The sequence below is a fragment of the Allobosea sp. NPDC055353 genome (assembly GCF_053644975.1).
The window spans coordinates 1,925,503-1,948,758 of sequence record NZ_JBSHMC010000001.1 but is presented as its reverse complement, the minus strand read 5'-3'; the positions used below and the strand labels follow the sequence as shown (position 1 = coordinate 1,948,758).

Sequence of the window (23,256 nt, the reverse complement as noted above, 5' to 3'; positions counted from 1 at the left end):
CTCCAGGCGGCCTCGCTAGCCGAGCGCCTGGCTGGCGAGCGCGATGCGGCGGGGACCGCCCGGGATCGACGGCATATAGGCGGCCCGTCCCAGCCCCATCGATGTGGCGCTGTCGTGGATCTGCATGCCGCTGGCGACGAGGAAGTTGGTGAAGGCGGTATTGCAGGCCGGCGTGTCGGCTCGCAGGAACCTGCCGGCATGAACCTCGACATAGGGGCGCGAGACCGCGACCGCATCGGCCTCGGTCGCAGCGATGACCGGGCCGATGACGTGCCCTCGTCCGAACGGCCGGCAAAGGGCGAAGGCGACGATCTCCTCGTTGCGGATCAGGACATGTCCCTGGGACACCGGAAGCAGGGAACCGAAAACGGCGGAGCGATCCAGGCCGATCGCCGCGCAGTCGAGCCGCAGAAGGCCGTCGTGATCCTCGGCTTGGAGCGCACGAAGCGAGCCTTCGGTCCTGGCGAAAGGCGTGATCTTTCCAGGATTGAGCGCATCCGGGGCGGCTTCCCCCTGGCAACGCAGCACCTTCTGCTCGTACCCGTAGCCGAGCGAGCGATAGAGCCGCTTCGCCTCCCGCGTCGCGGTGAGCCCGAAAACGACTCCCGGATTCAGCTCATGCGCTTTCTCCATGAGCCAGCTTCCCGCCCCTTGCTCCTGGAGGCGGGGCAAGGTGATGAGCATGCAGACCATGGCGAAATCCGGCCTGTACCGGAGCCACATCACGGTTCCGACGACCCGTCCGATCTCGTCGACGGCGGCGAGCCCCTGCCCCAGATCGAGCAGCATCTGCCAGTCGCCTTCCCGATGCGGCCATCCCACCGAAACGGACAGCGCATGCAGCAGCGTGGGATCGACCTGCCTGATGTCGCGCAAGCTGAACTCGAACGTATCGATATGCAGTCGGGCGATCGTCTCCAAATCGCTAGCCTCCGCCGTGTCCACGGCTCTGCCCGGCGGCCGATTCCAGCCGGGTACCCATCGGTTCTAAACCAATCCCGCAACAGGAAGCACCGTTATTCCGCGGTAATTCGGCAGGGAAGTCCGCGAGGTGGTGCCGAAACGATGCGAAGGCCGGTGCGCCGGCCCTATCATGTCGCCAACGCCGCCTTGACCCGGAGCCGCCCGTGACGGGATGCGCGAACGGCTCGGTGCATAATTCGCGCAGGAAACAGCCTGATCTTCCGATCTCACGGAGCTCGCCTTGACCTTCCTCTTCAACTCCACCGATGAGCGGGCCCGGGTGTTTTCGGCGCGCTTCGCCGAGGAATTGCCGGATATCCGCTTCCTCAAGGCCGGCGATGCCTATGATCCCGCCGATATCCGCTATCTCGTCACCTGGACGGCCCCGGACGATCTCCACCGCCTTGCCAATCTCGAAATCCTGTTCTCGATCGGCGCCGGCATCGACCAGATGAAGACGGACGGATTGCCGCCCGGCGTCCTCGTCGTCCGAATGGTCGAGGAGGGCATCACCCGGATGATGCAGGAATACGTGACGCTCGGCGTGCTCGCCCTGCATCGGCAATGGCCCCTCTACATCGCCCAGCAGAGCGCCGCGCATTGGGAGGCGTATGATATCGTATCCGCCACCGAGCGCCGGATCGGCGTGCTCGGCCTGGGCATGATGGGATCGGCCGTCATCGACCGCCTGAAGCCCTTCGGCTTCCCGATATCCGGCTGGAGCCGCTCGCCGCGATCGATCGACGGGATTCGCTGCCTTCATGGCTCGGCGGGCCTGTCCACCCTGCTCGCCGAGACCGATATCCTGATCTGCCTGCTGCCGCTCACGCCCGAGACGACCGGCATTCTGGATGCGGAGCTCTTTGCGCAACTCCCCGCGGGGGCCGGCCTCGTGCATGTCGGCCGCGGCCAGCATCTCCACCAGGACGCCCTGCTCGATGCCCTCGACAGAGGCTATCTGTCCGGCGCCGTGCTCGACGTCACGGAGCCGGAGCCGCTTCCGCCCGGCCATCGCCTGTGGAGCCATCCCAAGGTGATCCTGACGCCACATATCGCCAGCAAGGTCGAGGCCGAGCCCGCGGCGAGGGCCGTCATCGAGAATATCCGCCGCCATCGCTCCGGCTTGCCGCCGATCGGCCTCGTCGATCGCGGCCGCGGCTACTGAATCACATCGACCAGAACGAAAGGTTCTTCCATGTCTCTCCTCGTCAAGCTCGACCTTGCCCCCACCGGCGAGCCCAAGCATTCCAAGGCGGCCCCGGATCGCCTGATTTCCGGAGACCCATCATACAAGACCTGGGCGCAGGACGAGTCCCGGGAGGGCACGGGGAAGGTCCGTACCGGTGTCTGGGAAGCGACGCCGGGTGAGAACCATTCGATCAAGGGCGAGACGATGGAATTCTGCTACATCCTCTCTGGCGTCGTGGAGCTGACCGAGGAAGGCCAGCCGCCGCGCATCTTCCGCGCCGGCGACAGCTTCGTGATGAAGCCCGGCTATGTCGGCGTCTGGAAGACGATCGAGACCGTCCGCAAGATCTACGTCATTGCCGGCTGACGCCGCGCCGAAGAATCGGCCGCGCCGGGCGGGGCAAACGGGATTTCCGATCGGCGCCGACACGTTCAGAGGCGCAAACTGCGGGTGTGGTCGATCTAGCCTGACACGACCGCCACCTGGAGATCCGCCGTGTCGCTGAGTTTCGATCCCGCCTCGGTCACGCTCCCGCGCGGCCACTTCATCGCCGGCGAATGGGTCGATGCCAAGGATGGCATCGACCTGCATCGCCCTTCGGACGCGGCCGCTTTCGCCGCTTGCCCGGTCGGCGATGCCGACCTCGTCGACCGCGCCGTGTCCGCCGCGAAGGCAGCCCTGGCCGAGAGCGGCTGGGGCCGCCTGGCGCCGCGCGAGCGTGCCCGCGCGCTGCATCGCTGGGCCGACCTCATCGAGGCGGAAGCGGAAACGCTGGCGCGACTGGAGGCCGTCGCCTCGACCCGGCCGATCTCCGAGCTGATGGCGGGCGATGTTCCGGTGACCGCGGAGCAGATCCGCTTCTTCGCCGAATTCGCCGACAAGGAAGGCGGCAATCTCGTCCCGACCGGCCCCGACAGCTTCGGCATGATCGCGACAGAGCCCTATGGCGTCGTCGGCGCGATCACGCCCTGGAACTTCCCGATCAACATGGCCGGCTGGAAGCTCGGCCCCGCACTCGCGGCCGGCAATGCCGTCGTGCTGAAACCTTCGGAGATGACGCCTTTCGCGACGCTCCATCTGGTGGAACTGTCGGTTCGCGCCGGATTGCCGGCGGGCCTGGTCAATATCGTGCTCGGCGATGGCCGGACCACCGGCACGGCGATCACCGGCCATCCCGACATCGCCAAGGTCTCGTTCACCGGCTCGACCGCCGCGGGCGCCGCGATCATGGAAAACATCGCCCGTACCGGCATCAAGCCGATGACGCTCGAACTCGGTGGAAAAAGCCCGCAGCTCGTCTTCGCCGATGCCGACCTGCCGCTGGCGGCCGGCGTCATCGCCCGCAGCATCCTCGGCAATGCCGGCCAGGCCTGCGTCGCCGGCTCGCGGCTGATCGTGGCGGAGAGCGTCGCGGAGGAGCTCGTTGGGCTCATCGTCGAGCGTATGGGCGCGGTCCGGCCAGGTCCGACCTGGGACGCCGCGAGCGCCTATTCGCCGATCATCTCCGAGCGGCAGATCGGCCGGATGGCTGGCATCGTCGATGCCGCGGTGACGCGCGGCGCCAATTGCCGTCTGGGCGGGCAACGCCTCAACCATGCCGGCTATTTCTATGCGCCGACCGTGCTGGAGGGCGTCGACGCCAGTTCACCCGCCGTGACCGAGGAAATCTTCGGGCCGGTCCTGACCGTCCAGACCTTCCGGGAGGAGGAGGAAGGGCTCCAGCTCGCCGATCATCCGACCTACGGGCTCTGCGCCGGCCTCTACACGCGCGACCTGTCGCGGGCGCTGCGTGCGATCGACCGCCTCCAGGCCGGCACTGTCTGGGTCAATCGCTATGGCCGCTCGCGGGATCACATCCTGCCGACCGGAGGCTACAAGCAGTCCGGCCTCGGCAAGGATCTCGGCCGCGAGGCCTATCTCGCCAACCGCAAATCCAAGAGCGTCCTGATCGCCGTCTGAGGAGACTGCACCGTGAAATCCTACAAAATCGCCCTGATCCCGGGCGACGGCATCGGCACCGCCGTCATCGACGCGACCTGGCAGGTGCTGAACAAGGCGGCGGCCGGCGCGGGCTTCGCGCTCGACGGCACGAGCTTCCCCTGGTCCTGCGATTTCTACGAGAAGACCGGCGCGATGATGCCGGCGGACGGCATCGAGACGCTGCGCCGCTTCGACGCGATCCTGCTCGGTGCGGTCGGCTGGCCGAAGCGCGTGCCGGATTCGGTCTCGCTTCACGGGCTCCTGCTGCCGATCCGCAAGGCCTTCGTGCAATACGCGAATATCCGCCCGCACCGGCTGCTGCCGGGCGTCGAGGGGCCGCTGCGCGCCAGCGCCTTCGACATCCTCTGCATCCGCGAAAACACCGAGGGCGAGTATTCGGGCGCCGGGGGCCGCATCCATAACGGCACGGACGACGAAGTCGCGGTCGAGACGGCGATCTTCACCCGCAAGGGCGTCGAACGCATCCTGCGCTTCGGCTTCGAGCAGGCCCGCAAGCGCCGGGGCAAGCTCGCCTCGGTGACGAAGTCGAACGCGCAGAAATACTCGATGGTGTTCTGGGACGAGGTCACCGCCCAGGTCGCGGCCGACTATCCCAATGTCGAGGTCGCGAACTACCATATCGACGCCATGGCGGCGCGGATGGTGATGGCGCCGGAAAGCCTCGACGTCGTCGTCGCGTCGAACCTCTTCGGCGACATCCTGACCGATCTCGGCGCCGCCATCCAGGGCGGGCTGGGCTATGCGGCTTCCGCCAATATCAACCCGGAGCGCAACGCGCCCTCGATGTTCGAGCCGGTACATGGCTCGGCCCCCGACATCGCCCATCTCGGCATCGCCAACCCGATCGCGGCGATCTGGTCCGGCGCGATGATGCTGGACCATCTCGGGGAATCGCGCGCGGCAGCCGCCGTGATCGGTGCCATCGAAGTCGCGACCGCCCGCGGCATCGGCACGAAGGCAGGCCAGCACAAGACAACCGAGATCACCGGCGCCATCGTCGCGGCGCTGGCTTGAGAGGACAGCAGAGATGACCATCGAAGGCCTTCGCGACCCCGGACTCGTGCAGGAAGCCTGCCTTGTCGGCGGCCAGTGGATCGGCGCGGCCTCGGGCCGCAAGCTCGACGTCGTCGATCCTGCCACGCAAGCGGTTTTCGGCACGGTGCCGGACGCCGGCACGCCTGAGACCCGCGCCGCGATCGACGCCGCCACGGCCGCTTTCGAGAGCTGGCGCGCCAAGACCCCGGCCGAGCGCGCTGTGCTGCTCGAAGCCTGGCATGGTCTGATGCTCGAACATCTCGAGGATCTCGCGCTGATCCTGACCCGCGAGCAGGGCAAGCCGCTCGCCGAGTCCCGTGGCGAGATCCGCTATGGCGCCTCCTTCGTGAAGTGGTTCGCCGAGGAAGCCCGTCGCATCTACGGCTCGACCATCCCCGCCCCGACTGCCGACCGGCGCATCGTGGTGATGAAGCAGCCCGTCGGTGTCTGCGGCATCGTCACGCCCTGGAACTTCCCGAACGCGATGATCACCCGCAAGGTCGCGCCGGCGCTTGCCGCCGGCTGCACCGTCGTGATCAAGCCTTCGGAGCTGACGCCCTATTCGGCGCTGGCGCTCGGCGTGCTGGCGGAGCGGGCCGGCATCCCGGCCGGCGTCGTCAACATCGTCACCGGCCTGCCGACCGAGATCGGCGCCGAGCTCACCGGCAATTTCGGCGTTCGCAAGATCTCTTTCACCGGCTCGACGCGCGTCGGCGCGCTCTTGATGCGGCAAGCCTCCGACAGCATCAAGCGGCTGAGCCTAGAGCTCGGCGGCAACGCACCCTTCATCGTCTTCGACGATGCCGATCTCGACCTCGCGATCGACGGCATCCTCGCCTCCAAATTCCGCAATGGCGGCCAGACCTGCGTCTGCGCCAACCGCATCCTGGTGCAGGACGGCATCTATGACCGCTTCGCCGAGAGGCTTTCGGCCCGCGTCACGGCGATGAAGGTCGGCCCGGGGACCGATTCCGGCGTCGATATCGGCCCGATGATCAATGCCGCCGCGCTGGAGAAGATCGAGCGCCATGTCGACGACGCCCTCGCGAAGGGCGCCAGGCGTCTCGCCAGCGCGGCCGGGATACCGAACGGCAAGCAATACGCCACGCCGACCGTCCTGGGGGAGGCGACGACCGAGATGCTGCTGGCGAGCGAGGAGACGTTCGGCCCGGTGGCGCCGCTCTTCCGCTTCCGCAGCGAGGCGGAGGCGATTACCGTCGCCAACGGCACGCCCTTCGGCCTGGCCGCCTATTTCTTCACGCAGGACATGCGCCGCTCCTGGCGCGTCGGCGAGGCGCTGGAATTCGGCATGGTCGGCCTCAATACCGGCGCGATCTCGATGGAGGTCGCTCCCTTCGGCGGCGTCAAGCAGTCCGGCCTCGGCCGCGAGGGCTCGCAGCTCGGCATCGAGGAGTATCTCGAGGTCAAGGCCTTCCACATCGGCGGTCTCTGAAAACAGAACAGGCGCCGGGAGTTTTCCCGGCGCCTGTTCAAGCTGTCGCACAGTGCGATGCGCTTTACTGAATCCGGTCGAGCGCCTTGTAGTAAAGCCCCACCAGCGGCAGGAACCAGGGCTTGCCGAAATGGCCCGGAACCGGCGGCCAGGACAGCCCCTTCAGCGGGTTGCGGTCCGGCCGGCCGAGGATCGCATCGGCCATGATCATGCCGAGATGGGTCGACATCTGGGCGCCGTGCCCGGAATAGCCCATCGCGTACCAGACACCGTCTTCGTAGCCGGCGCGCGGATAGCGGTCCTTGGTCATGTCGACCAGCCCGCCCCAGCAATAGTCGATCTCGACATCCTTGAGCTGCGGGAAGATGCCGGCAAGGCTCGCGCGCAGGATGGCGCCGCTCTTTGCATCGGAGGTCTGGTCGGAGGTGGCGGAGAAGCGCGCCCGGCCGCCGAAGATCAGCCGGTTGTCGGGGGCGAGGCGGAAGTAGTTGCCGATGTTCAGCGAGGTCACGGCCGTGCGGTTGCCCGGCATGGTCGCGGCGGCCTCGGCTTCGGTGAGCGGCCGCGTCGCGATCAGGAAGCTCCCGACCGCGATGACGCGCCGGCGAAACCAGGCGAAGGGGCCGGAGGTATAGGCGCCGGTCGCGACCAGCACATCCCTGGCGGAGACGCTGCCGCGCGGCGTGTCGAGGATATGTCGCCCGGCCTCCTGCCGCCGCCCGGTGACCGGGGCGTTTTCATGGATGACCGCGCCGTAGCGCGCCGCGGCGGTGGCGAGCCCGGCGACGAAGCGGCCCATATGCATCATCGCGCTCTTCTTCGAGAGCATCGCGCCATGGAAGCTATCGGAGCCGATTTCGCTCTTGAGCTCGGCCCGGCTCAGCATCGCGGTATCGGGATCGGCCTCGCGATGCAGCACCTCGAAATTGCGGGTGAGCGAGGCGACGTGCTCCGGCTTCGAGGCGAGCTTGAGCTTGCCGGCGCGGCGGAAGGCACAGTCGATGCCCTCCTCCGCCACGATCCGCTCGATCGTGTCGACCGAGTCGTCGAAGGCCTTGTAGAGCGCGACGGCACGCTCGGTGCCGAGCGCTTCCTTGGCAGCGATGAAGCTGTGGGCGAGTCCATTGTTGAGATGGCCGCCATTGCGGCCCGAGGCGCCGTAGCCGACGCTTCGGGCTTCCAGGACGACGACTTTCGCACCGGCCATCGCCAGTTGGCGCGCAGCCGCAAGACCCGTGAAGCCGCCGCCTATCACCGCAACGTCATAGCTGCCCTCGACCGGCCCGGAGACGGCGCAGTCGAAGGGCGCCGCCGTATCATGCCAATAGGACTTGAACTGCATCGCGCCTATGTCCCCTGCCCTTGCCTCAGAGGCCGAAGACGCCGGGCAGGCCGCCGATGTCCTTGATCTCGGTGTAGCCGTAATACGGGTTTGCCGGCTCGTGCCCGCGATTGACCCAGACCTTGTTCCTGATGCCGAGGTCATGGGCCGTCATCAGGTCGTAGCGGAACGAGGACGAGACGTGGCAGACGTCCTCCGGCCCGCAGCCCAGCATGTCGAACATATATTCGAAGCCCTTCATGCGCGGCTTGTAGGAGCGGGCCTGCTCGGCCGTATAGACGGCATGGAAAGGCGCGCCGAGCCGGGCGACGTTATGCGGAATCTGGTCGTTATCCGCATTGGAGAGAATGACGAGCGGGATTTCCTTCGCCACCTTGGCGAGGCCGGCCGGCACGTCCGCATGCGGGCCCCAGGTCGGCACCTGCTCATAGACCCAGCGCGCATCCTCGGGGCGGAAGGCGACGCCGTCACGGCGGCAGGCGCGCTCCAGCGAATTGTAGACGACCTCCTCATAGGGCTTCCAGTCGCCGAGGATTTCGTCGAGCCGATAGGCCGAGAAATTCGTAATGAAGCGCTGCATCGCCGGCTCGTCCAGCTTGTCGCCGTAGAGCGCGCGCGCTGCCTTATCCATCGCGAAATAGATCAGCGTGCCGTGGCAGTCGAAGGTGACGAATTTCGGCTTGAAGACAGTCATCCGCGCAAATCCCCTGTGGCGAAACGGTTGTGGCCGTTGCAGGGATCATAGACGGGCCTCAAACGGCGCGAGCACCGCATTGCCCGCGGCAGGAAGCACAAACTGCCGTCCGCCCCCGAGGCTATGGCACAGTGTTGCGCCTCTCCACCGCGGCCGATGTGCCTGGCGAGGCGGCGGCGGCCGCTTTCCACCCGGCCGTGCATCTGGCCGTGGCATTCCATGCGGTCGCCGCACGTTCCTACGGCCGAAGATATCGCCTGAGCCCGTTCCTCGGGAGGAACTGCGCCGGCATGCGGCTTATCCATGATGCAACGGATACGAAGCGAAGCAGCATGGACCAGGAAACGATCGATCTCGTCGCGTTCGAGGAACACCATCTCGACGGCGCCCTTCAGCTCTCGCGCGAAGCGGGCTGGCCGCATCGGCGCGAGGACTGGGCGATGCTCCTCACGCTCAGCGACGGCTTCGTCATGCTCCAGGGCGACGTCGTGGTCGGCACCGCCATGATGACCCCGTTTGCCGACGAATCCGCCAGGATCGCCATGGTGATCGTGGCTGCCACGATGCGCGGCCGCGGACTCGGCCGCCGGCTGATGGATGCCGCCCTGCAGGCTTGCGGCGAGCGGGAATGCTGCCTCACGGCGACGGCAGACGGCCTGCCCCTCTACGAGAAGCTAGGCTTCCGCACGGTTCATGAGATCCGCCAGCATCAGGGCCATCTTCGCGAGGGGATAGCGGCTCCGGTCCCGGTGCGCGGCATCGCATGGGCGCGCGCCGAGGATTTCGCCACCATCGCCGCCCTCGATCGCCAGGCGCTCGGTTTCGATCGTCGCACTCTCCTCCGCTTCCTCGGCGAGACCGCGCAGATCGCGGTCCTGCGCGAAGGAGACCGCATCGCCGGCTTCGGAGCCTTGCGCCCGTTCGGGCGCGGCGAGGTGATCGGCCCCGTGATCGCGGAGACCGAAACGCAGGCGCAAGCCATTCTGTCGTTCCTGATCAATGCCCGGTCCGGCACCTTCCTGCGGGTCGACACGCCCTTGCCCGCCGGGCTCTCCCCCTGGCTCGCCGCCTGCGGCCTCGCGCATGCCGGCGGCGGCATCGCCATGCGCCGCAACGCGGCGAACCGGCAACCGATCGGCCCCGCCCAACCCTTCGCTCTCGCCAGTCAGGCGCTCGGATAAGCTGGAGAACCGCCATGTTGAGCAATTCCCTGATCGAACTCGACCGCGAACACTGGATTCATCCGGTCGCCTCCTATCGCGGCCACGAGAAGGCCGGGGTTCGCGTGCTGCGCTCGGCGAAAGGCGCGACCATCACGGATGCCTCCGGCAAGCAGCTCATCGACGGCTTCGCCGGGCTGTGGTGCGTGAACGCCGGCTACGGGCATGACAGCATCGTCGAGGCGGCGGCGAACCAGATGCGCGAACTCGCCTATGCGACCGGCTATTTCGGCCTCGGCTCCGAGCCGGCGATCCGGCTGGCGGCTGAGCTCGCGGAACGTTCGCCGGGCGACCTCAACCGCGTCTACTTCACGCTCGGCGGCTCGGACGCCATCGACAGCACGGTCCGCTTCATCCGCTACTATCAGCAGGCGCGCGGCAAGCCGCAGAAGGACCAGTTCATCTCGATCGAGCAGGGCTATCACGGCTCCTCGACCGTCGGCGCCGGCCTCACCGCCCTGCCCGTCTTCCATGCCGGCTTCGGCGTGCCCTATGACTGGCAGCATAAAATTCCGTCGCATTATACCTACCGCAACCCGGCGGGCTCGGCGCCGGACGCCGTCATCGCCGCCTCGCTGGCGGCGCTCAGGGCCAAGGTCGAGGCCGTGGGCGGCACTGAGCGGGTCGCAGCCTTCTATTGCGAGCCGATCCAGGGCTCCGGCGGCGTGCTCGTTCCGCCGCCCGGCTGGGTCAAGGCGATGCGCGAGCTCTGCCGCGAGCTCGACATCCTCTTCGTCGCCGACGAGGTGATCACCGGATTCGGGCGCACGGGTCCGCTCTTCGCCTGCGAGGACGAGGATATCGTCCCCGATCTGATGACCGTCGCGAAGGGACTGACCTCCGGCTATGTGCCGATGGGCGCCGTGCTGATGTCGCAGAAGGTCTACGCGGTCATCGCGGACGGCGCGGGCGCGGCGGCGGTGGGCCATGGCTACACCTATTCGGCCCATCCGGTCAGCGCCGCAGTCGGCCTCGAGGTGCTGCGCCTCTACGACAACGGCCTGCTCGACAACGGCCGCAAGGCCGGTGCGCGCCTGATGGCGGGGCTCGAAAGCCTCAGCGATCATCCCCTCGTCGGCGAGGTGCGCGGCCGCGGCATGCTGGCCGCGGTCGAGCTTGTCACCGACAAGGCGAAGAAGACGCCGCTGCCCGCGTCCTCCGCGCCGGCCCAGCGCATCTTCGACCGCGCCTGGGACAGGGGTCTGGTCATCCGGGCCTTCGGCAACGGTGTGCTGGGCTACGCGCCGCCGCTGTGCTGCACCGACAGCGAGATCGACGCCATCGTCGAACGGACCCGCGCGACGCTGGACGAGACGCTGGCCGACCCGGATGTGCGCGCCGCGATGGCGTGACCGTCCGGTCCCATCACGTCATCGGGAGCGGACGCAGCTTCTCCTCGCGCCCGCTTCCGCAACAGCCGATATTCCGCGAACTCCGCGAATTCGGAATTTTGTGCCGCCCGGTTTTCGACATTCGGTGAATCCGGCGAGCCAGCGGTGGGAAACTCATTCACGGCCGGCGCAGAGCGGCCGGGGAACAGAACGCAACCGTCGCGACCTGCGACCGAGTAACCCCGAGGCGACGCGACCGCGCTCGCCGACGATCACGGATACCCGCACGCAAAAGCGGGAGAAGCGGAGAGGCGATGGCTAAGGGTTTCGGCGACTTCCGCTACATGACCTTCGACGTCGTGGGCACGCTGATCGATTTCGAGGGCGGCCTTGTCGGCAGCCTCGAAGCCATCGCACGCGAGGCCGGGGTTCCCTTCGACGGCGAGGAGGCACTGAACCTCTACCGCGGCGCCCGCTATATGCCGGATGTCCAGCACTTCCCCGACGATCTCGTCCGGGTCTATGGCGTGATCGCGCCGAAGCTCGGCCTGCCCGTCGGCGGCAGCCATGGCCAGCGCCTGCGGGACGCGGTCAAGGACTGGCGCCCGTTCCCGGACAGCACTGATGCCCTCGCCCGGCTGGCCAAGCGCTACAAGCTGATCGCGATGACAAACGCCCAGCGCTGGGCTTTCGAGCATTTCTCCCGCGCGCTGGGCAACCCGTTCCATGCCGGCTTCACCGTCGACGACACCGGCACCGAAAAGCCGGACCCGGCCTTCTTCGAGCAGGTCTTCGCCTTCGTCGAGAAGGAGGGCGGCTCGCGCAACCAGATCCTGCATGTCGCGCAGAGCCAGTACCATGACATCGGAATCTCGCGGAAGCTCGGGCTGAGCAATTGCTGGATTCAGCGGCGCCACGCGCAAGCCGGCTATGGCGGCACGATCGAGCCTGAACGCTTCACCGAACCCGACTTCCACTTCACCTCGATGGGCGCGCTCGCCGATGCCGTCGAGAGCCGTCTGGTGGCCTGAAGGAACCCGCAACGAAGAAGACCAACGCCGGCGCAACGGCGCAAATCAGAAGAGGGGAATGAGCATGACCGACAAGATTTCTTCCAGCTGGACGAGCGCCGACGACGCCATCGTCGAGAATGCGATCCGCCGCGGCGCCAGCCGCCGCGATCTCCTGCAGATGCTGATGGCCGGCGGCCTCGCCGCCTCCGCCAGCAGCCTCGTGCTGGCGCGCGCCACCTCCGCGCTCGCCGCCACGCCGGTGAAGGGCGGCAATCTGAAGGCGGCCGGCTGGTCGTCCTCGACCGCCGACACGCTCGATCCCGCCAAGGCCTCGCTGTCGACGGACTATGTCCGCTGCTGCGCCTTCTACAACCGCCTGACCTTCCTGGACGGCGACGGCAAGCTGCAGATGGAGCTCGCCGACAAGTTCGAGACCAAGGACGCCAAGGTCTGGACCGTCACGCTCAAGAAGGGCGTCACCTTCCATGACGGCAAGCCGCTGACCTCGGCCGACGTCATCTATTCGCTGAAGCGCCATCTCGACCCGGCCGTCGGCTCGAAGTCGAACTCGCTCGCCAAGCAGATGACCGAGTTCAAGGCGGTCGACCCGCTGACCGTCGAGATCACGCTCGCGGCGCCGAACGGCGACCTGCCGACCATCCTGTCGACGCACCACTTCATGATCATCGCCGACGGAACCACGAATTTCGCCAAGGCGAACGGCACTGGCGCCTTCACCTGCGAGTCCTTCGAGCCCGGCGTGCGCTCGATCGCCGCCCGGAACAAGAACTACTTCAAGCCCGGCGGGGCGAACCTCGACTCCTTCGAGTTCTTCGCGATCACCGACGACACGGCGCGTGTCAACGCGCTGCTCTCCGGCGATATCCATATGGCCGCGGCGATCAATCCGCGCTCGATGCGCCTGGTCGAGAGCCAGCCGAACGTCGTCTTGTCGAAGACCACGACCGGCAACTACACGAACCTCAACATGCGGCTGGACATGGCGCCCGGCAACAAGGCGGATTTCGTGGCCGGCATGAAATATCTGCTCAACCGCGAGCAGATCCAGAAATCGGCCTTGCGCGGCCTGGCCGAGATCGCCAACGACCAGCCCGTTCCGCCGATGAACGTCTATCACAACAAGGATCTGAAGCCGAAGGCGTTCGATCCCGAGCGGGCCAAGTCGCTGTTCCAGAAGGCCGGCGTGCTCGGCCAGTCGATCCCGATCGTCGCCTCGGATGCCGCCGGCTCCTCGGTCGACATGGCCGTGCTCGTCCAGCAGGCAGGCAATGCGATCGGCATGAAGTTCGACATCCAGCGCGTTCCCTCGGATGGCTACTGGTCGAACTACTGGCTGAAGGCCCCGGTCCATTTCGGCAACATCAACCCGCGACCGACGCCGGACATCCTGTTCTCGCTGCTCTACGCCTCCACCGCGCCGTGGAACGAGAGCCAGTACAAGTCCGAGAAGTTCGACAAGATGCTGCTGGAGGCGCGCGGCTCGCTCGACGAGGCCAAGCGCAAGCAGATCTACGGCGAGATGCAGGTGATGGTCGCCGAGGAGGCCGGCACCGCGATCCCGGTCTACATCTCGAATGTCGATGCCATCTCGAACAAGCTCAAGGGCCTGCTTCCGAACCCGCTCGGCGGGATGATGGGCTACGCCTTCGCCGAGTACGTCTGGCTCGAAGGCTAAAGCCCTCTTCTCCTGCGGGCCGGGCGCGTGCGTCCGGCCCCCTTTTCGTGTCACACTCCACCTGGAGGTGTCAGCTGCGGGAGCGTCGATGAACCTTCACCTGTTGTCCCTGCTGGGCGGACGGCTGCTCGTCGCGCTGCTGACGCTGCTGATCGTCTCGTTCGTGGTGTTCTGCGCCACCCAGATCCTGCCCGGCGACGTGGCCGAGGTTCTGCTCGGCCAGGCGGCGACGCCGGAGGCCGTGGCAGGGCTTCGCACGGCGATGCATCTCAACGACCCGGCGATCCTGCGCTTCTTCCGCTGGCTCGGCGGAATGCTGACCGGCGATCTCGGCATATCCTACGCCAATAACCGGCCGATCGCGGAGCTGATCGCCGGGCGGCTCGGCAATTCGCTCCAACTCGCGGCCGCGACGGCCCTCTTCTCGGTGCCGATCGCGCTCGCGCTCGGGATCACCTCCGCCATGCTGCGCGGCACGCTCTATGATCGCTCGGTCACGATGGCGACGATCACGGTGATCTCGGTGCCGGAATTCATGATCGCCACGGCGGGCGTGCTGATTTTCGCCGTCTGGCTGAAATGGCTGCCGGCGCTGTCCTTCGCGCGTGACGTCCACTCCTTCGGCGAGATGCTGCGCATCTATGCGATGCCGGTGTTCACGCTGAGCTTCGTCATCTCCGCGCAGATGATCCGGATGTCGCGTGCCGCCGTCGTCGAGACCCTCGACACGCCCTATGTCGAGATGGCGCAGCTCAAGGGCGCCTCCCGCACGCGGGTCGTGCTGCGCCATGCGCTGCCCAATGCGCTCGGCCCGATCGTCAACGCGGTGGCGCTGTCGCTCTCCTATCTGCTCGGCGGCGTCATCATCGTCGAGACGATCTTCAACTATCCCGGCATCGCCAAGCTGATGGTCGATGCCGTGGCGACGCGGGACCTGCCGCTGATCCAGAGCTGCGCGATGATCTTCTGCGTCGTCTACCTGCTGCTGATCACGACGGCGGACGTCATCGCCATCCTGTCGAACCCGAAATTGCGCTGATCATGGCAACCGACGCCACCACCACGATCCTGAAGCCGCGCCGGGCGGGATATCGTTTCAACCTCACGGGCTGGATCAGCCTCGTCATCATCCTGACCTGGGCTGCGATCGCGATCCTTGCTCCCTACGTGACGCCCTACGGCATCAGCGACATCGTCGACACCGACTATTTCGGCCCGATGAGCCTGCAGTTCCTGCTCGGCACGGATTATCTCGGCCGCGACATGCTCTCGCGCATCATGTTCGGCGCGCGCTATACCGTCGGCATCTCGCTGGCGGCGACGCTGATCGCCTGCACGATCGGCGTCACGCTCGGCATGGCCGCGGCCGTCAGCGGCGGCTGGTTCGACACGGTGCTGAGCCGCTTCATCGACGCGCTCAGCTCGATCCCCAGCAAGCTCTTCGCTCTCGTTGCCGTTGCCGGCGTCGGTTCCTCGATCCCCGTGCTGATGGTGATCCTCGGCATCATCTACACGCCCGGCTCCTATCGCTTCGCCCGGGCGCTCGCGGTCAACGTCAACACCACGGATTTCGTCACCGTGGCGCGCATCCGCGGCGAGAAGCTGAGCTACCTGATCCGCGCCGAGATCCTGCCCAACATCATCGGGCCGGTGCTCGCCGATGTCGGCCTGCGCTTCGTCTTCATCGTGCTGCTCCTGTCCGGCCTGTCCTTCCTCGGCCTCGGCGTGCAGCCGCCGGAGGCGGACTGGGGCTCGCTGGTGCGCGAGAATATCGGCGGCCTGCCGTTCGGCTCGCCGGCCGTGATGGCGCCCTCCTTCGCCATCGCCAGCCTGACGATCGCGGTGAACCTGCTGATCGACAACCTGCCCCAGAAGATCCGCGACCGGAGCGAATGATGAGCCCTCTCGTCGAAATCCGGGACCTCAAGGTCGAGGCGACCACCGATGCCGGCCGGCGCGTCGAGATCATCAAGGGCGTCAGCTTCGAGATCGCGCCGGGCGAGATCGTCGCGCTGATCGGCGAGAGCGGCTCGGGCAAGACCACGATCGCACTGACCCTGCTCGGCTATACGCGGACCGGCTGCCGCCTCACCGGCGGCAGTGTGCGCGTCGACGGCGCCGACATGGCCGCATTATCGGAGAAGGAACGCGCGAAGATCCGCGGCGTCGCGGTCTCCTATGTGCCGCAGAGCGCGGCCGCCGCCTTCAATCCGGCGCAGCGCATCATGGACCAGGTGATCGAGATCACCCGCATCCACGACCTGATGCCGCGTGCTCAGGCCGAGGCCAAGGCGGTGGACCTGTTCCGTGCACTCTCCCTGCCCTCGCCCGAGACGATCGGCACGCGCTATCCGCACCAGGTCTCCGGCGGCCAGCTCCAGCGCCTCTCGGCGGCCATGGCGCTGATCGGCGACCCGAAGGTCGTGATCTTCGACGAGCCGACGACGGCTCTCGACGTCACCACGCAGATCGAGGTCCTGCGCGCCTTCAAATCGGTGATGCGCCAGAGCCGCATGGCCGGTGTTTATGTTTCGCACGATCTGGCTGTCGTCGCGCAGATCGCCGACCGCATCATCGTCCTGAAGGGTGGGGTCATCCAGGAAGTCGGCGCCACCGCACAGATATTGTCGGCGCCGAAACACCCTTATACCCAGGAGTTGCTCGCTGCCTTCGCGCCGCCCGGGCGCGTGCCCGCACAGGTGGCGGGCCCGGAAGGCGCGGCTCCTCGCCCCGTACTGGAACTCGCATCCGTCAGCGCCGGCTACGGCAAGCTGCAGGCGGATGGAACGCCGCTGATCCTGGCGGTGGACAAGGTCAGCTTCAAGCTGGAGCGCGGGCGCAATCTCGGCATCATCGGCGAGTCCGGCTGCGGCAAGTCCACGCTCGCGCGTTCGATCGCCGGCATCATCCCGCCTTCGTCCGGCACGATCTCCTTCGACGGCAAGCCGATGGCGCCGCGGGCGCAGGACCGGAGCGCCGATGATCTGCGCAAGCTCCAGATCGTGTTCCAGTCGGCCGATACGGCGCTCAATCCGGCCAAGCCGATCGAGGATATCCTGGGCCGGCCCCTCACCTTCTACCACGGCCTGCGTGGCGCTGCCCGCGACGCACGCATCGACCGGCTGCTCGAGCTGGTGCATCTGCCGCGCGCCCTGAAGCACCGGCTGCCGAGCGAATTGTCGGGCGGACAGAAGCAACGCGTGAATCTGGCCCGCGCGCTCGCCGCCGATCCGGAACTGATCCTCTGCGACGAGATCACCTCCGCGCTCGATACGGTGGTCGCCGCGGCCATCATCGAACTGCTGAAGGATCTGCAGCGCGAGCTCGGCCTGTCCTATCTCTTCATCAGCCACGACCTGACGACCGTGCAGGCGATCTGCGACGAGGTCGCGGTCATGTATCGCGGCGTGAAGGTCGAGCAGTTGCCGGCCGATCAAGTCGGCAAAGCCGGCGGCCACCCCTATGCCCGTCTGCTGATGTCATCGGTGCCCAAGCTCGACCCGAGCTGGCTCGACAAGCTCGAACGCGATCCGGAACTCGTCGCCGCCTTCTCGAAGCGCTGACGCAAGTCCTAGCTCGTCGCCGTGACCGGAAACAGGCTGGTCAGCGGCATATGCGGCTTCACGATCGGCGATTTCAGCACGACGAAGCTGAAATACTTGTCGATGCCGATATCGAGGTCGATCAGCCGCTCCATCAGCGTCTGGTACTCGATGATGCCGCTGGTGACGAACTTCACGAGATAATCGTAACCGCCCGAGACCAGGTGGCATTCGATCACCTGGTCGAGCTTCTCGATGGCGGCGAGAAAGCGCGCGAAATCGATCTGCCGGTGGTTCTTCAGCGTCACCTCGGTGAAGACCGTCAGGGTCTGGCCGAGCTTGCCGACATTGATGCGGGCGGAATAGCCGGTGATGTAGCCGTCCTGCTGCAGCTTCTTGACGCGCATCAGACAGGGGCTCGGGGACAGATTCACCAGCTCGGCCAGCTCGACATTGGTGATCCGGCCGTTCTTCTGCAGCTCGTAGAGGATCTTGATGTCGATCTGGTCAAGCTTCATGGCGATTCCACCTCGATCGACGGACAAATGCTGGGCGCCGTCCAGCATCGGGCGCTCCGGCAGCAGATTATGCCGGGAACAATGCGCAGTGTCTAACAGGTGCCAAGCGCAGGCGATGACGAAAATATCCCGTCTGAACCGAAGGAAATGCCGTTGCGATCCGATCTGCGGCGCACATGCACTTCGTCCGGCCGATAATCTCGCCTCGGCAAGGAGACCGTGATGCCGGCGCCACTGTTCGAGATCGAAACCAGCCCCGCTTTGCCCGAGAGCGCCGATGTCGTCGTGATCGGCGGCGGCATCGTCGGCGTCAGCGCCGCCTATTATCTCGCACGGCGCGGCGTGAAGGTCGCGCTCATCGAGAAGGGCCGGATCGGCGCCGAGCAGTCGAGCCGCAACTGGGGCTGGTGCAGGCAGCAGAACCGCGACGCCCGCGAGCTGCCGATGGCGACGGAAAGCCTGACGCTCTGGGATCGTTTCGCCGGGGAGATCGGAGAGGATCTCGGCTTCCGTCGCTGCGGCCTGCTCTATCTGAGCGATGACGACGCACAGCTCGCCAGTTGGGCGAAATGGCGCGATTTCGCCCGCGGTGAGGGTGTCGTCACCAACATGCTCTCACCGGAGGAAGCCTCGAACCGCGGCAGCGCGACCGGGAAGCGCTGGAAGGGCGGCGTGTTCTCGCCGACGGATGGCACCGCAGATCCCGCCCGCGCCGCACCGGTGATCGCGCGCGGCATCCTCAAGGCCGGCGGGAGCGTGCATCAGTTCTGCGCGGCGCGGGGCATCGAAACGGCGGGCGGGCGCGTCTCGGGCGTCGTGACCGAGAAGGGCACGATCCGAACCACGACGGTCATCCATGCCGGCGGTGCCTGGGCCTCCTCGTTCCTCAACCAGTATGGTATCCGCTTCCCGCAATCCTCTGTCAGATCGTCCATTCTATCGGTCGCGCCCGGCGCGACCGGCCTGCCGGACGCTCTGCATACCGCCGCAGTCTCAGTGACGCGGCGCAGCGATGGCGGCTACACGCTGGCGATCAGCGGCGGCGCCCGCGTCGACCCGACGCCGCAGCAATTGCGCTTCGCCCGCCAGTTCGTACCGATGTTCCTGCGGCGCTGGCGCAGCCTCGCCATCGGCGGGCTGGACGGCTGGAAGGCCGGCCACGAGACGCTCGGTCGCTGGAAGCTCGACGCGCCGACGCCGATGGAGGCCAACCGCATCCTCGACCCGACGCCCGATCCGCGCCAGATCGCCGAGACCCATAAGCGGGCGCAGCACCTGCTGCCCGCCCTGAAGGCCGTGCCGGTGCAGGCGCGCTGGGCGGGCTATATCGACTCGACGCCGGATGGCGTGCCGGCCATCGGAGAGCTCACCGGCCTGCCGGGCTTCATCCTCGCAGCCGGGTTCAGCGGCCACGGCTTCGGCATCGGTCCCGGCGCCGGCCACATGATCGCGGATATCGTGACCGGCGCGCAGCCGATCGTCGATCCGGCGCCCTATCGGCCGGAGCGACTGGAGGGCTCGGCCTTCGGCAAGGTGGCGGAGTTCTAGACCGGCGGAACGATACACGCCCGGACCGCATAAGCCCGGCTTATGGACCCGGAAAAAATCCGTCTTTTCGCTCGCTGCGCCGGGCACGGATGCTGCATGGGCCAGTTCGGAAAGACGAGCGAATTCGAAGCAAAAAGGGGAACGGGATGATCGGGTTCAGGACAACGGTCGCGGCGCTCGCCATGATGGCCGCCGCGGCGACCGCCCAGGCACAGACGGTCTACAAGGTCGGTTCGACGCCGACGGGCACGCCGTTCACCTTCCTCGACGCCAAGTCCAACACCATCCAGGGGATGATGGTCGACGTGATCGAGGAGATCGGCAAGGACGCCGGCTTCAAGGTCGAGATCCAGCCGATGCAGTTCTCGACGCTGATCGCCTCGCTGACCTCCGGCAAGATCGATATCATTTCCGCGGCCATGTACGGCTCGCCGGAGCGCGCCAAGGTCGTCGACTTCAGCCAGGACGTCTACGCCTATGGCGAGGGTCTCGTGGTCAAGTCGGACGACACCAAGGATTATGCCGGCTTCGCGGATCTCAAGGGCAAGAAGGTCGGCGGCCAGATCGGTACGCGCTATATCGACGCCCTCAAGGCCTCGGGCGCGCCGGCCGAGGTCGGCGCCTATGACAGCCTGCCCGACATCCTGCGCGACGTCTCCAACGGCCGGCTCGATGCCGGCATCGGCGACTATCCGATCCTGGCCTACAACCTCGCGCAGGGGCGCTTCCCGCAATTGCGACTGGTCAAATCCTACAAGCCCTCGGTGCCGGGACCGATCAACATCGCCGTCAAGCAGGGCAATGCCGAGCTTTTGGCGAAGATCAACATCAGCCTCGCGAACATGAAGAAGGACGGCCGCTTCGAGACGATCCTGAAAAAGTGGGGTCTCTGAGCGCGCACCATCCCCATCCCGTCATGACGCATTTTCTCAGCCAGGTTCCGACATACCTGCCGATCCTGATGCAGGGCGTCTACCTCACGCTGCTGGTCACGCTCGGCGCCTTCGTCCTCGCCACAGTGCTGGGCCTGGTCTGGGCCTTCATGCGGGTGAGCGGCATCGCGCCGCTCGCCTGGACGGCGCGCACGATCATCGTCATCGTGCGCGGCATCCCCGGTATCGTCACCCTGTTCTACATCTATTTCGTGCTGCCGGATCTCGGCCTGTCGCTGAGCGCCGTCCAGGCCGCCATCATCGGCCTCGGCATCGCCTATTCGCCCTATATGGCCGAAGTCTTCCGCTCCGGCATCGAGGCGATCGACCGCGGCCAGACGGAAGCGGCGCTCTCGATCGGCATGGGCTGGGGCCTGCTGATGCGGCGCGTCATCCTGCCCCAGGCGATCCGCGTGGCGCTCCCGCCCTATGGCAGCACCATGGTCATGCTGCTCAAGGATTCCTCGCTCGCCTCGACGATCACCGTCGCGGAGCTCTCGCTGCAGGGCAAGCTGCTGGCATCCTCGACCTTCGAGAACACCACGATCTTCACGATGGTCGCCCTGATCTACCTCGCGATGAGCCTGCCGCTCACCGCCTTCAACGGCTGGCTCGAACGCCGCTTGAGGCAGGCCCGATGAGCATCATCGAACTGCGCAACATCAGAAAATCCTTCGGCTCGGTCGAAGTCATCCACGATGTCTCCTTCTCGGTCGAGAAGGGCGAGGTGGTCTGCATCATCGGACCGTCCGGCTCCGGCAAGTCGACGCTCCTGCGCTGCATCAACGGCCTCGAGACCTATCAAGGCGGCTCGATCGCCGTGCACGGCGAACGGGTCGACACGGGGTCGTGGACAATCCGGCAGGTGCGGACCCGCGTCGCCATGGTGTTCCAGCGCTTCAACCTGTTTCCGCACCGGACAGCGCTGGAAAACGTCGCGGAAGGCCCGATCTTCGTGAAGAAGGAACCGCGCGAGGAGGTGCTGAAGCGCTCGCGGGATCTGCTCACCCGTGTCGGACTCGGCGCCAAGATCGACGCCTATCCCGCCCAGCTCTCCGGCGGCCAGCAGCAGCGCGTCGCGATCGCGCGCGCGCTCGGCATGAAGCCCGACGCGATCCTGTTCGACGAACCGACATCGGCGCTCGATCCGGAGCTCGTCGGCGAGGTCCTCGCCGTCATGCGCTCGCTCGCCGACGAGGGCATGACGATGGTCGTCGTCACCCATGAGATGGGCTTCGCGCGCGAGGTCGCAGACCGCGTGCTGTTCCTCGATGGTGGCGTTCTGGTCGAGCAGGGCCCGCCCGACGAAGTTCTAAGCCGCCCGCAGAACCCGCGCACGCAGGATTTCCTGCGGCGCATCCTGCCTTCGTGAGGACATACGCATGGCTCGCCTGACCGGTCCGTTCTTCAGCGATGATGCGGTCGACACACCCTATTGGTGGGATGCGGCGAAGCCGGCAGCCCCGACAGCGAGCGAACTGCCGGGGCAGAGCGAAGTCGTGATCGTGGGGGCCGGCTTCACCGGGCTCAACGCCGCGCTGACGCTGGCCCGGGCCGGCAAGCAGGTCACCGTGCTGGACGCGGAAGCCCCCGGCTGGGGCGCCTCCTCCCGCAATGGCGGCATGCTCGGCCCGGGCTGGGCCAGCCTCGACACCGCGATGGCCTATGGGCCGGACAAGGCGCGTGCCATCGTCGAGGAAAGCTTCCTCGCCCTGGAGCACGTCAAGGATGTCGTGGCCCGCGAGGCCATCGCCTGCGACCTCGCGGTGGTCGGCTATTTCCGGGGCGCGATGACGCCACGCCTCTACGACGCGATGGGGCGCAATCTCGACCGCATCCGGCAGGTCATGCCCTGCGATGCCTATCTGGTCCCGCGGGCCGAGCAGCAGGGCGAGATCGGCACCGAACTCTACCATGGCGGCCTCGCCATGCCCGGCTATGCCGGCCTGCACCCGGCCCGCTATGTCGCCGGCCTCGCCGAGGCCGCGCGCCGCCTCGGCGTTAAGATCGTCGGCGGCGCCCGCGTCACGGCGATCGCATCGCAGGCCGGTGGGTTCAGCCTCTCCGTCAAGGGGCGGACGATCACGGCGAAGCAGCTCCTCGTCGCGACCAACGGCTATACCGGAGCGCTCCTGCCCTTCCTGCAGCGGCGGATCATTCCGATCCGCAGCGCGCTGATCGCGACCAGCCAACTGCCAGCCGAGGTGATGGATCGCCTCATGCCGAAGCGGCGCATGCTGGCGGGCAGCCAGCGTGTCGTGACCTATTACCGCCCCTCGCCCGACGGGACCCGGATTCTCTTCGGCGGGCGCGTGCTCAAGGTGACCGGCGAGAATGTCGGCCACGCCAATGCCGCCCATCTGCGCAAGCAGATGCTGCAGGTCTTCCCCGAGCTGGAACGGACGCCGATCACGCATTACTGGCACGGCCAGACCGGCTTCACCTTCGACAAGCTGCCCCATCTCGGCGAGCAGGACGGCATCTTCTACGCCTGCGGCTACAACGGCACCGGCATCGCGCGGGCGAGCTGGTTCGGCCACAAGATCGCGCAGCGCATGCTCGGCAGCAGGGATGCGCCCAGCGCCTATGCCGACCTGCCCTTCCGCAGCCGCCCGCTCTATTACGGCAAGCCCTGGTTCCTGCCGCTCGCCGTGCTGTTCTACGAAATGCGCGATCGCTGGGACCAGCGATAATCCGGGAAGCCAGCCCAGCGGCGGTTGAGACTGGACATCCGCGTCGACGGCGGCGATGTCTGCGCTATCGCCGTTGATGGGACGAC

Annotated in this window: 21 protein-coding genes; 17 read left to right on the top strand and 4 right to left on the bottom strand. The window is 66.8% G+C overall.

The genetic code is table 11. From position 1 onward, the window contains the following. Positions 1-15 precede the first annotated feature (15 nt). On the bottom strand, positions 16-921 hold the full coding sequence (locus ACWIEX_RS08985) for a GNAT family N-acetyltransferase (RefSeq protein ID WP_454032715.1): 906 nt from the start codon (positions 919-921) through the stop codon (positions 16-18). Positions 922-1,204: 283 nt separating this feature from the next. Between ACWIEX_RS08985 and ACWIEX_RS08980 the strand changes: the two genes are divergently transcribed. From ACWIEX_RS08980 to ACWIEX_RS08960, 5 genes are all read left to right on the top strand, one after another. Further along, a complete protein-coding gene (locus ACWIEX_RS08980; RefSeq protein ID WP_454032714.1) occupies positions 1,205-2,128 on the top strand; it encodes a 2-hydroxyacid dehydrogenase in 924 nt (307 codons plus the stop codon). Between the two features lie 30 nt (positions 2,129-2,158). Then, positions 2,159-2,518, top strand: coding sequence for a cupin domain-containing protein (locus ACWIEX_RS08975; RefSeq protein ID WP_454032713.1), 360 nt, complete (start codon positions 2,159-2,161; stop codon positions 2,516-2,518). A gap of 129 nt (positions 2,519-2,647) precedes the next feature. Further along, positions 2,648-4,111 carry an aldehyde dehydrogenase family protein gene (locus ACWIEX_RS08970; RefSeq protein WP_454032712.1) on the top strand — a complete coding sequence of 488 codons (1,464 nt, stop codon included), beginning with the start codon at positions 2,648-2,650 and terminating at the stop codon, positions 4,109-4,111. 12 nt (positions 4,112-4,123) lie between these two features. Then, on the top strand, positions 4,124-5,167 hold the full coding sequence (locus ACWIEX_RS08965) for a tartrate dehydrogenase (RefSeq protein WP_454032711.1): 1,044 nt from the start codon (positions 4,124-4,126) through the stop codon (positions 5,165-5,167). A gap of 13 nt (positions 5,168-5,180) precedes the next feature. After that, positions 5,181-6,641, top strand: coding sequence for an NAD-dependent succinate-semialdehyde dehydrogenase (locus ACWIEX_RS08960; protein WP_454032710.1), 1,461 nt, complete (start codon positions 5,181-5,183; stop codon positions 6,639-6,641). 64 nt (positions 6,642-6,705) lie between these two features. On the opposite strand, the gene ACWIEX_RS08955 is transcribed toward ACWIEX_RS08960, so the two are convergent. Further along, a complete protein-coding gene (locus ACWIEX_RS08955; protein WP_454032709.1) occupies positions 6,706-7,983 on the bottom strand; it encodes an NAD(P)/FAD-dependent oxidoreductase in 1,278 nt (425 codons plus the stop codon). A gap of 25 nt (positions 7,984-8,008) precedes the next feature. Next, positions 8,009-8,677 carry a haloacid dehalogenase type II gene (locus tag ACWIEX_RS08950; RefSeq protein WP_454032708.1) on the bottom strand — a complete coding sequence of 223 codons (669 nt, stop codon included), beginning with the start codon at positions 8,675-8,677 and terminating at the stop codon, positions 8,009-8,011. A 332-nt stretch (positions 8,678-9,009) separates the two neighbouring features. On the opposite strand from ACWIEX_RS08950, the gene ACWIEX_RS08945 reads away from it, so the two are divergent. From ACWIEX_RS08945 to ACWIEX_RS08915, 7 genes are all read left to right on the top strand, one after another. Then, the gene (locus tag ACWIEX_RS08945; RefSeq protein WP_454032707.1) at positions 9,010-9,858 is read left to right on the top strand and encodes a GNAT family N-acetyltransferase; all 849 of its coding nucleotides are present in this window, start codon (positions 9,010-9,012) and stop codon (positions 9,856-9,858) included. 14 nt (positions 9,859-9,872) lie between these two features. After that, on the top strand, positions 9,873-11,249 hold the full coding sequence (locus tag ACWIEX_RS08940) for an aspartate aminotransferase family protein (protein ID WP_454032706.1): 1,377 nt from the start codon (positions 9,873-9,875) through the stop codon (positions 11,247-11,249). A 293-nt stretch (positions 11,250-11,542) separates the two neighbouring features. Next, on the top strand, positions 11,543-12,259 hold the full coding sequence (locus tag ACWIEX_RS08935) for an HAD-IA family hydrolase (RefSeq protein WP_454032705.1): 717 nt from the start codon (positions 11,543-11,545) through the stop codon (positions 12,257-12,259). Positions 12,260-12,323: 64 nt separating this feature from the next. Continuing rightward, a complete protein-coding gene (locus tag ACWIEX_RS08930) occupies positions 12,324-13,937 on the top strand; it encodes an ABC transporter substrate-binding protein (protein ID WP_454033488.1) in 1,614 nt (537 codons plus the stop codon). An 88-nt stretch (positions 13,938-14,025) separates the two neighbouring features. After that, positions 14,026-14,976: an ABC transporter permease gene (locus ACWIEX_RS08925; protein WP_061963512.1), complete on the top strand. Its 951-nt coding sequence runs from the start codon at positions 14,026-14,028 to the stop codon at positions 14,974-14,976. A 2-nt stretch (positions 14,977-14,978) separates the two neighbouring features. Next, a complete protein-coding gene (locus ACWIEX_RS08920; RefSeq protein WP_454032704.1) occupies positions 14,979-15,833 on the top strand; it encodes an ABC transporter permease in 855 nt (284 codons plus the stop codon). After that, positions 15,833-17,500: an ABC transporter ATP-binding protein gene (locus tag ACWIEX_RS08915; RefSeq protein WP_454032703.1), complete on the top strand. Its 1,668-nt coding sequence runs from the start codon at positions 15,833-15,835 to the stop codon at positions 17,498-17,500. The genes ACWIEX_RS08920 and ACWIEX_RS08915 overlap by 1 nt, the downstream gene beginning before the upstream one ends. 8 nt (positions 17,501-17,508) lie before the next feature. On the opposite strand, the gene ACWIEX_RS08910 is transcribed toward ACWIEX_RS08915, so the two are convergent. After that, entirely contained in the window at positions 17,509-17,997 is a 489-nt protein-coding gene (locus ACWIEX_RS08910) for an Lrp/AsnC family transcriptional regulator (protein ID WP_113585860.1), read from the bottom strand. A 222-nt stretch (positions 17,998-18,219) separates the two neighbouring features. On the opposite strand from ACWIEX_RS08910, the gene ACWIEX_RS08905 reads away from it, so the two are divergent. From ACWIEX_RS08905 to ACWIEX_RS08885, 5 genes are all read left to right on the top strand, one after another. After that, the gene (locus ACWIEX_RS08905) at positions 18,220-19,545 is read left to right on the top strand and encodes an NAD(P)/FAD-dependent oxidoreductase (protein ID WP_454032702.1); all 1,326 of its coding nucleotides are present in this window, start codon (positions 18,220-18,222) and stop codon (positions 19,543-19,545) included. 146 nt (positions 19,546-19,691) lie between these two features. Next, positions 19,692-20,438: an ABC transporter substrate-binding protein gene (locus ACWIEX_RS08900; protein WP_454032701.1), complete on the top strand. Its 747-nt coding sequence runs from the start codon at positions 19,692-19,694 to the stop codon at positions 20,436-20,438. Between the two features lie 23 nt (positions 20,439-20,461). Beyond that, positions 20,462-21,118: an amino acid ABC transporter permease gene (locus ACWIEX_RS08895; protein WP_454032700.1), complete on the top strand. Its 657-nt coding sequence runs from the start codon at positions 20,462-20,464 to the stop codon at positions 21,116-21,118. Positions 21,119-21,120: 2 nt separating this feature from the next. After that, a complete protein-coding gene (locus ACWIEX_RS08890) occupies positions 21,121-21,849 on the top strand; it encodes an amino acid ABC transporter ATP-binding protein (RefSeq protein WP_454033487.1) in 729 nt (242 codons plus the stop codon). 10 nt (positions 21,850-21,859) lie between these two features. After that, positions 21,860-23,170, top strand: a complete 1,311-nt coding sequence (locus ACWIEX_RS08885) for an NAD(P)/FAD-dependent oxidoreductase (protein WP_454032699.1) — start codon at positions 21,860-21,862, stop codon at positions 23,168-23,170. The last annotated feature ends 86 nt before the right edge of the window (positions 23,171-23,256 follow it).

Bases quoted from the DNA above. Each gene is read 5' to 3' on its own strand.
- ACWIEX_RS08950 (WP_454032708.1), bottom strand. From the start codon at position 8,677: ATGACTGTCTTCAAGCCGAAATTCGTCACCTTCGACTGCCACGGCACG.
- ACWIEX_RS08900 (WP_454032701.1), top strand. From the start codon at position 19,692: ATGATCGGGTTCAGGACAACGGTCGCGGCGCTCGCCATGATGGCCGCC.
- ACWIEX_RS08915 (WP_454032703.1), top strand. From the start codon at position 15,833: ATGAGCCCTCTCGTCGAAATCCGGGACCTCAAGGTCGAGGCGACCACC.
- ACWIEX_RS08885 (WP_454032699.1), top strand. From the start codon at position 21,860: ATGGCTCGCCTGACCGGTCCGTTCTTCAGCGATGATGCGGTCGACACA.
- ACWIEX_RS08940 (WP_454032706.1), top strand. From the start codon at position 9,873: ATGTTGAGCAATTCCCTGATCGAACTCGACCGCGAACACTGGATTCAT.
- ACWIEX_RS08955 (WP_454032709.1), bottom strand. From the start codon at position 7,983: ATGCAGTTCAAGTCCTATTGGCATGATACGGCGGCGCCCTTCGACTGC.
- ACWIEX_RS08905 (WP_454032702.1), top strand. From the start codon at position 18,220: ATGCCGGCGCCACTGTTCGAGATCGAAACCAGCCCCGCTTTGCCCGAG.
- ACWIEX_RS08925 (WP_061963512.1), top strand. From the start codon at position 14,026: ATGAACCTTCACCTGTTGTCCCTGCTGGGCGGACGGCTGCTCGTCGCG.
- ACWIEX_RS08945 (WP_454032707.1), top strand. From the start codon at position 9,010: ATGGACCAGGAAACGATCGATCTCGTCGCGTTCGAGGAACACCATCTC.
- ACWIEX_RS08960 (WP_454032710.1), top strand. From the start codon at position 5,181: ATGACCATCGAAGGCCTTCGCGACCCCGGACTCGTGCAGGAAGCCTGC.
- ACWIEX_RS08920 (WP_454032704.1), top strand. From the start codon at position 14,979: ATGGCAACCGACGCCACCACCACGATCCTGAAGCCGCGCCGGGCGGGA.
- ACWIEX_RS08910 (WP_113585860.1), bottom strand. From the start codon at position 17,997: ATGAAGCTTGACCAGATCGACATCAAGATCCTCTACGAGCTGCAGAAG.
- ACWIEX_RS08935 (WP_454032705.1), top strand. From the start codon at position 11,543: ATGGCTAAGGGTTTCGGCGACTTCCGCTACATGACCTTCGACGTCGTG.
- ACWIEX_RS08895 (WP_454032700.1), top strand. From the start codon at position 20,462: ATGACGCATTTTCTCAGCCAGGTTCCGACATACCTGCCGATCCTGATG.
- ACWIEX_RS08975 (WP_454032713.1), top strand. From the start codon at position 2,159: ATGTCTCTCCTCGTCAAGCTCGACCTTGCCCCCACCGGCGAGCCCAAG.
- ACWIEX_RS08930 (WP_454033488.1), top strand. From the start codon at position 12,324: ATGACCGACAAGATTTCTTCCAGCTGGACGAGCGCCGACGACGCCATC.